This is a genomic window from Phenylobacterium conjunctum (genome assembly GCF_042679085.1).
Lineage (GTDB): Bacteria > Pseudomonadota > Alphaproteobacteria > Caulobacterales > Caulobacteraceae > Phenylobacterium > Phenylobacterium conjunctum.
Genome location: NZ_JBHTLQ010000009.1, coordinates 94,149 through 101,314, shown reverse-complemented (window position 1 = coordinate 101,314; position 7,166 = coordinate 94,149). Strand labels below are relative to the sequence as shown.

Sequence of the window (7,166 nt, the reverse complement as noted above, 5' to 3'; positions counted from 1 at the left end):
GTGGCCGCAGCGTCGGTGGCGGTGTCGGCGGCGGCCGCGGCGGTGGTCGCCTCGGTGGTGGCTTCAGCCGCGGCGGCGTCGGCCTTCTCGGCCGGCTTGCTGCAGGCGGCGGTGGAGAGGGCGGCGATGGCGGCGCCCGCCACCAGGAACGTGCGGAGGTAGGTCATGTCCAGGGTTTCCTGCCAAGTGACGTTGGAACGCCAGCCTCGACCCGCGAGCCCGGCGCTGCGCGGACTATGGCCATGTTTGTGACAGCGGCAACCCCCGAACTCACGGACCCGTGATCAAACAACCTATCCTCCCCCGCGTTGCGGGGGAGGAGAAGCTCTACAGCCCAATGCCGGGAATCGCCTGGGCCTGGTACTCCGCCAGGGCCTCAGGGCTGATGTCGATGACCTTGCGGGCGTCGAGGTCGAAGCTGATCACCACCGCCTCGGCGCTGGCCCAGGGCCGGCCGCTCACCGGGTCCACCATCCAGTGGAACACCCGCCGGGTCCGGGTCTCGGCGCCGCCGAAGCCGGAGCGCAGCTCCACATGGTCGCCGGGCCGCGGCCAGCCCAGGTGCAGCACGCGGTATTCCAGCACCGCCCCGCCGACCCTGGGGGCCTTTTCCCCCTCGGCCAGGGCCGGGCCCGGCCGCTTGTCGCCGAACAGCCGCGCGACCCCGTCGGAGACCCGGCCGATGAACATCTCGCCGCGCAGGCGGCCGAACACATCGCATTCCTGGACCTGGACCGTGCCCATGCCGATTCGCTGCAGGCCCAGCTCTTCCGCACGCGGGAAGCTCGCCGTGGGCTCGGCCACCGGCGACAGGTCGATGCTGCGCGCCGCCGCAAAGCCGGGAACCTCGATCTTCAAGGCGCCCGCCGCCGCCCGCACCCGCGCCGGCCAGGGGAAGGGGCGCAGGTCGCGGCTGGTCGCGTGCGCCACCACCATCTGGAAGGTCGCCGCCGGGGCGCCTGTGGGATGCCGGATCACCAGCAGGATGCGGGCCTCGGTCTCCCCCATCTCCACGACCCCTCCGGTCATGGTCAGGGCGGCGCCGGCGTGGGCCTCTTTCAGGAATCGCATGTGGCTCTCGCGGACCACCAAGGTCGCCTCGCCGTCGGCGGCGAACGCCCGCGGCATGCCCAACAGCCGCGCCAGGCCGCCCAGCCCCTCAAACGCCTTGGCCACCCAGAAGCGGACATTGAGATGCCCCATCTCGTCGCATTCCCAGGTGTTGACCCCGCCGCTCCAGACTTCCGCGCCTTCGCTCACGCCCATCCCCTCAAAATCATCTAGGCTGTGTAACCGACCGCACCGTTCGCGCGAACTGTCGTTTGGAGACCGAGGGAGGACGCATGCGAAAGCCCGGCGAAAAGCCGCTTCTGGTCCGTCTCACCCATGCGGTGAACGCGCTCGCCATCCTGGTCCTGGTGATGAGCGGCCTGCAGGTCTTCAACGCCCACCCCGCCCTCTACTGGGGTCACAAGTCGACCTTCGACGCCCCCTGGCTGCAGATGGGCATGATCGAGGGCCAGGACCGGGTCTATGGCGTGACCCAAATCGGCCAGGCGCGCTTCGACACCACCGGCCTGCTCGGCTATTCGGGCGCGGAGGGCCGCAAGGAGCCGCGCGGCTTTCCCGCCTGGGCGACCCTGCCCAGCTATCGTGACCTGGCCAGCGGCCGACGTTGGCACTTCTTCTTCGCCTGGGTGCTGGTGCTGAACGGCGCCGTTTATCTCACCGCCAATGCGGCCGGCGGCCGCTGGCGCCGGTTCGTCCCCGCCCGCTCAGAGCTCGCCCCCCGCCACCTGGCGCGCGAGATCGCCGAGCACGCCCGCCTGCGCTTCGCCCCTGGCCTCAACACCCTGCAGAAACTCTCCTATCTGGGCGTCGTCGCCATCGTCCTGCCGCTGATGGTGCTCACCGGCCTGACCATGTCGCCCGGCATGAACGCCGCCTGGCCCTGGCTGGTGGAGCTGTTCGGCGGGCGTCAGTCGGCCCGCTCGCTCCACTTCATCTGCGCGACCCTGGTGGTCGTCTTTGTCCTCGTTCACCTGGCCATGGTGCTGGCCGTCGCTGTCCGTGGCCGCACGGGAGAGCCCGCATGAGCCTGCCCCTCACTGGCCTACCTCGCCGCACCTGGCTGCAGGGCCTGGCCGCCTCGGGCCTGGCGCTCGCCACCTCAGCCTGCGACCGGGTGGTCGACAAGCTGAACGCCAACCGCAAGGTCACCGGCGTGATCGCCAAGGCCGAGGGCCTGACCTACCGGTCCCAGCGCAGCCTGCAGGGCCGCATGGCGCTGGCCCAGGAATTCACCCCGGCCGACATCTCAAAGGACTTCCGCGCCAACGGCTCGATCCGCCCGCGCGATCCGGCCTACCAGGCCCATCTTAAGGCGGGCTTCGCCGACTACCGCTTGGTCATCGACGGCCTGGTGGAGCGGCCCCAGGCCTTAAGCCTCGCCGACCTCCGCGCCGCGCCCGCCCGCACCCAGATCACCCGCCATGACTGCGTCGAGGGCTGGTCCAGCATCGGCCAGTGGACCGGCGCCCGGCTCTCGCCCCTGCTCGACCGCGCCGGGGTGAAGCCGGAGGCCCGCTACCTGGTCTTCCACTGCTTCGACAGCCTGGACGAGAGCGCCGGCGAGCTCGGCCGCTACTACGAGAGCATCGACCTGATCGACGCCCACCACCCCCAGACCATCCTCGCCTACGCCATGAACGGCCGCCCCCTGCCGGTCGCCCACGGCGCCCCGGTCCGCCTGCGGGTCGAACGCCAGCTCGGCTACAAACACGCCAAGTACCTCGCCCGCATCGAGGCCGTCGCCGACTTCAGCCACATCTCCGGCGGCAAGGGCGGCTTCTGGGAGGACCGGGGGTATGAGTGGTACGCGGGGATTTGAGCCCCTCCCGCTCATTCCCGCGAAGGCGGGAATCCAAGCGGAGTGAGTTGGCTAGCGGCCTTCGGCGCCGCCACTCGGGAGCCCTCTGATCTATGGGGGAGGCAAGTCAGCATGGATTCCCGCCTTCGCGGGAATGAGCGGTGGGGTGGAAGGGCTCTTCACCTCCGACCCGTTCGTGTCTTTCGTGGTCCTGTCTTCCTGCAGACAACCAGCCCTGTCGGCCCGCGCCCGGCCCGGACGTCCTCAGCACGTCACCTGGAGAGCGCCGTGTCGTCGATTGACCAGTTCAGAGCGGGCCTGGATGCGACCACGCTCCAGATCGTCGACCGTCTGCGGCAGATCATCAGGGCCGCGCACAGGGACCTGTCCGAACGCATCAAGTGGAACGCGCCCAGCTTCGCGCTGGGAGACACCGATCTGATCACCCTGGGCCTGGAACGCCGGGGCGGCGTCCGCGTCGTGCTCCACCGCGGGGCCAAGCCCAAGGACGTGGCCGGCTTTGAGTTCAGCGACCCGGCAGGCCTCGCCACCTGGCTGGCCCCCGACCGGGGCGTGATCGTCTTCCATGGCGTCGAGGACGTCGAGGCGCGCCGCGAGGGCCTGGAGGACCTGTTCGCCAGATGGCTCCGTCAGCCCCCTCGATAAGCCCGGCGCGTTCGTGTTTTTCGTGTGGTTCGTGGTTCAATCTTCTTGAGGGCTGGATCCCGGCAGGGGTCAGTCCCCGGGCCGTCTCGCCCGGCCATCATGCGGTCCCAGCTCGCGCACCGGGGCGTCGGGCCATCCGAAGCCGCAATCGCGCTCAAACTCGGGGTGGAGCGGATAGCGGACCCGGTTCTCCGGCTTGCGCGCCTCGCCCACCACCATCAGCGTCACCTCTTCGTCAGTGTTGTTGAGGACGCTGTGGCAGACGCCGGTCCCGGCCGGGAAGGCCACGCTGTCGCCGGGCTTCAGGCGGTGCAACACCCCGTCGATCCAGGCGTCCGGCGTGCCCGACAGCACATGGATGAACTCCTCCTCGGCGCTCTCGGCGTGGGGGTAGGAGGTGCGTCGGCTGGGCGGCAGGCGCACATGGTGGATGCCGATCCGGGTCAGGCCGAGCTTGCGGCCCAGCGAGGCGTCGATCCCCATGGGCTCGTCGTCGCCCGCATAGCGATGCGGCTCCGCCGCTTCCAGCTCTGACCAGTGGGCGATGAAGTCCGGGCGTTGGGGCATGGGAAGGCTCCTGTCCTGTCCAGCGCCATCCTATCGCGCTCGCCGCCAAAACCTGTCAGCTGCCCGGCGGCTCAACTTGGTCTTCTTCCGGGCGACGGCCCCGCCTCAATGCCGCCCCAAACGCAGGACCATGCCGCCTTCGCCGGGCGCCTGCCGTCCGGTCTTCAAAGGACCCCACACCCCTATGCCCAGCGACAGTCGATCACCCGCGCCGTCGCGGCCGGACCTGGCCTGACCTCATAGGGGTCGGCGCCTTCGTCCCGCCGCGGCGGCGGACGGAGGAGCTCCCATGACCCATACCGAAGACACCCTGCGCGCCGGCGGCGAACACATCGCCGATATCGTCACGCGCCTGAACGCCCTCACCCTGGCCGACGCCGTCACCGCCCTCGAAGGCCTGCCCTTCGACCGGGCGGTGGAGGTGCTGGACCGCGCCGAACTGGCCCGGGTGGGCCAGCTGCTGACCAGCCTCGCCAATGCGGGTGCGCTGCTGACCGCCATGTCCGCCGACCGCGCCGCCGCCGCCCTGCGCGACCTGGACGGACCGGACCGCACGGCGCTGCTGTCCCGCCTCGATTTCGAGACCGCCGCCGGCCTCAAGCAGCTGCTGGCCTACGCCCCCGATACGGCCGGCGCCCTGATGACCACCGAGTTTGTCAGCGTGCCGGTGGGCTATACGGCCGCCCAGACCCTGACCCACCTGCGCGAGGTCGAGCGAACCCGCGAGACGGTCTACGCCATCCATGTGCTGAACCCCGCGACCCGGGCCCTGGTGCGCATCGTCACCCTGCGCCAGCTGATCTCCGCCGCGCCGCAGACGCCGATTGAGGCGGTCGGCCCTGACCGTGCGCCCATCGCCGTGACGCCGGACATGGACCGCGAGGAGGTCGCCCGGTTGATCTCGGTCCATGACCTGTTGTCCGCCCCGGTGCTCAATGCGCGGGGTCAGGTCCTGGGCATCGTCACCGTGGACGATGTGATCGACGCCATCCTGGCCGAGAGCGCCGAGGATGTTCAGAAGTTCGGCGGCGTCACCGCCACGGCCGAGCCCTATCTGCACATCAGCTTCGCCGAGATGATCCGCAAGCGCGCCGGCTGGCTGTGCGCCCTGTTCCTGGGTGAGATGCTCACCGCCAGCGCCATGCAGCATTTCGAGGACGAACTGGCCAAGGCGGTGGTGCTCACCCTGTTCATCCCCTTGATCATGAGCTCGGGCGGCAATTCCGGGTCCCAGGCGACCTCGCTGCTGATCCGCGCCCTGGCGCTGGGCCAGCTGCGCCTGGCCGACTGGTGGAAGGTGGCCCTGCGGGAGGTCCCGACCGGCCTGACCCTGGGGGCGATCCTGGGGGCGATCGCCATGGGCCGGATCGCCCTGTGGCAGACGGCGGGCATCTATGACTACGGGCCGCACTGGACCCTGATCGCCCTGACCGTCGGCGCGGGCCTGGTGGGGATCGTCACCTTCGGCTCCCTGTCAGGCTCCATGCTGCCCTTCGCCCTCAAGCGCCTGGGCTTCGATCCCGCCAGCGCCTCAGCCCCCTTCGTCGCCACCCTCGTCGATGTGACCGGCCTGGTGATCTATTTCAGCGTCGCCCTGGTGGTGCTGCATGGGACGTTGTTGTGAGGGGCTTGATCGGTCACCCCCGCTGCAGCCCTTCCGGCAGCATCGGATGGTCCGCCTCGGGGTCGTACCAGCTGGCGCCGTCGGATCGCCAGATGTGCCATTGGCGCTCGACCGTGACGGCCGTGTCCAGGCAGCCCAGGCGGAGCATCACTTGGTCGCCGCCCGCCCGATCCGCCACCAGCTGGGAGCCGCAGCGAGTGCAAAACCGGCGGGTCTTGCCGGGCGAGGAGTCGTAGGCCCCCAGCAGCGCCTCGCCCCGCGTCCAGCGGAACTTGGCCTTGGGAACCGCCGCCAGGCTGGAGAAGGCCGCGCCATGGGCCTTGCGGCAGGTCTCGCAGTGGCAGTGGGCGATGGCGTCCAGCTCCGCCTCGACCTCATAGGCCACCCCGCCGCACAGGCAGCTTCCGGTGAGCATGGTGGGTCCCCTGTGCGGCAAGTAGAACGGTATTAAGCTATTGTATTAAATACACAAAGTGGGATTGCGCCATTGCGGAAACCCCATCGTCCATGTTGACGTCAAACCTGGCCGGCCAGACTCAATAGTAGGGCGAGGACTTGGTCAGGTCGGCTTCCTTGGCGCAGGCGGCGGCGTCCGGGGCGGGGCCGGCGGCGCGGGCCTTGGCGACCTCCTCGCGGGCGGCCTCCATGTCCGCGCGGAACTGGGCCGAGCCGTGCAGGCCGGCGACCAGGGCCGAGGCGTTGGTGCGGGCAGCCTCGACGGCGCTCATATTGTGGACGCCACAGACCATGCGGCTTTCACCAAAGGCCCGGCCGCGGATCAGGATCTCTGTGGCCCGGTCGGGGGCCAGTTCGGCCAGGACCAGGGCGACGGTCCAGCCCCAGGTGGCGTGGCCGGAGGGATAGTCCGGGCTGGCGGCCAGCAGCGGATCCTTGGGCACGCAGATCGGACCCTCATCGATCAGGTAGGGGCGCTTGCGCTGGTAGATGTCCTTGGGATGGTTGGTGGCGTAGCCGACGTCCGGCGCCATCTTGGACAGGATGGCGAGGGTCTTGGGCGCGTTCTGGGCGGTCAGCTCGACGCCCAGGGCGCAGGCCATGTGCTTGGGCATGGCGAACTGGTTCACGTCGGTGATGGCCAGGTCCCAGCGCGGCGTGTCCTTCAGCTTGCGGGTGTTCGCGAAGGCCTTGCGGTCGGCGTCATAGCGGATCGTGCCCTCGACCGGCGCCTGAGGCAGGATGCGATAGGTGTCTGGGGCGGCGGCGCCCAGATATCCGCCGCTGGGCGGCTTGGGGGCCTGGCCCTGGGCGATGGCCGCGCCGGCGAGGGCGGCGGTCAGCAGCAGGGCCGTTCCGGTGACCAGGTGTTTCCGCTGCATGTCGTTCCCCCGCAAAGCTTGCGCCCTATTTGTTGCGGCTCATGATGCCCGGCGCAGGCGGCCAAGGCCAGGGCGAACCAGACCCGGATCGGGCTGCGAGCCG

8 protein-coding genes are annotated in these 7,166 nt (G+C 69.8%); 4 read left to right on the top strand and 4 right to left on the bottom strand.

All coding sequences use genetic code 11. The annotated features are described in order from the left end of the window. Nucleotides 1–327: 327 nt before the first annotated feature. Complete coding sequence (locus ACFQ27_RS06175; RefSeq protein ID WP_374348732.1) at nucleotides 328–1,260, bottom strand: thioesterase family protein; 933 nt, start codon at nucleotides 1,258–1,260, stop codon at nucleotides 328–330. An 83-nt stretch (nucleotides 1,261–1,343) separates the two neighbouring features. Between ACFQ27_RS06175 and ACFQ27_RS06170 the strand changes: the two genes are divergently transcribed. From ACFQ27_RS06170 to ACFQ27_RS06160, 3 genes are all read left to right on the top strand, one after another. Beyond that, nucleotides 1,344–2,096 (top strand): cytochrome b/b6 domain-containing protein, encoded by a 753-nt coding sequence (locus ACFQ27_RS06170; protein ID WP_374348729.1) that lies wholly within the window; start codon nucleotides 1,344–1,346, stop codon nucleotides 2,094–2,096. Then, nucleotides 2,093–2,890 (top strand): molybdopterin-binding protein, encoded by a 798-nt coding sequence (locus ACFQ27_RS06165; RefSeq protein WP_377352977.1) that lies wholly within the window; start codon nucleotides 2,093–2,095, stop codon nucleotides 2,888–2,890. The genes ACFQ27_RS06170 and ACFQ27_RS06165 overlap by 4 nt, the downstream gene beginning before the upstream one ends. 267 nt (nucleotides 2,891–3,157) lie before the next feature. Next, the gene (locus ACFQ27_RS06160) at nucleotides 3,158–3,535 is read left to right on the top strand and encodes a DUF1801 domain-containing protein (RefSeq protein WP_377352976.1); all 378 of its coding nucleotides are present in this window, start codon (nucleotides 3,158–3,160) and stop codon (nucleotides 3,533–3,535) included. Between the two features lie 69 nt (nucleotides 3,536–3,604). Here the strand turns inward: ACFQ27_RS06160 and ACFQ27_RS06155 are convergent, their stop codons facing one another. After that, nucleotides 3,605–4,102, bottom strand: coding sequence for a cupin domain-containing protein (locus ACFQ27_RS06155; protein WP_377352975.1), 498 nt, complete (start codon nucleotides 4,100–4,102; stop codon nucleotides 3,605–3,607). Between the two features lie 289 nt (nucleotides 4,103–4,391). Here ACFQ27_RS06155 and mgtE point away from each other — a divergent pair, with 289 nt between their 5' ends. After that, nucleotides 4,392–5,726, top strand: coding sequence for a magnesium transporter (gene mgtE, locus ACFQ27_RS06150; protein WP_377352974.1), 1,335 nt, complete (start codon nucleotides 4,392–4,394; stop codon nucleotides 5,724–5,726). A 13-nt stretch (nucleotides 5,727–5,739) separates the two neighbouring features. On the opposite strand, the gene ACFQ27_RS06145 is transcribed toward mgtE, so the two are convergent. Both ACFQ27_RS06145 and ACFQ27_RS06140 read right to left on the bottom strand, forming a co-directional pair. Next, entirely contained in the window at nucleotides 5,740–6,141 is a 402-nt protein-coding gene (locus ACFQ27_RS06145) for a GFA family protein (protein WP_374348718.1), read from the bottom strand. A gap of 121 nt (nucleotides 6,142–6,262) precedes the next feature. Beyond that, nucleotides 6,263–7,063 carry an acid phosphatase gene (locus tag ACFQ27_RS06140; RefSeq protein ID WP_377352973.1) on the bottom strand — a complete coding sequence of 267 codons (801 nt, stop codon included), beginning with the start codon at nucleotides 7,061–7,063 and terminating at the stop codon, nucleotides 6,263–6,265. Nucleotides 7,064–7,166: the final 103 nt, after the last annotated feature.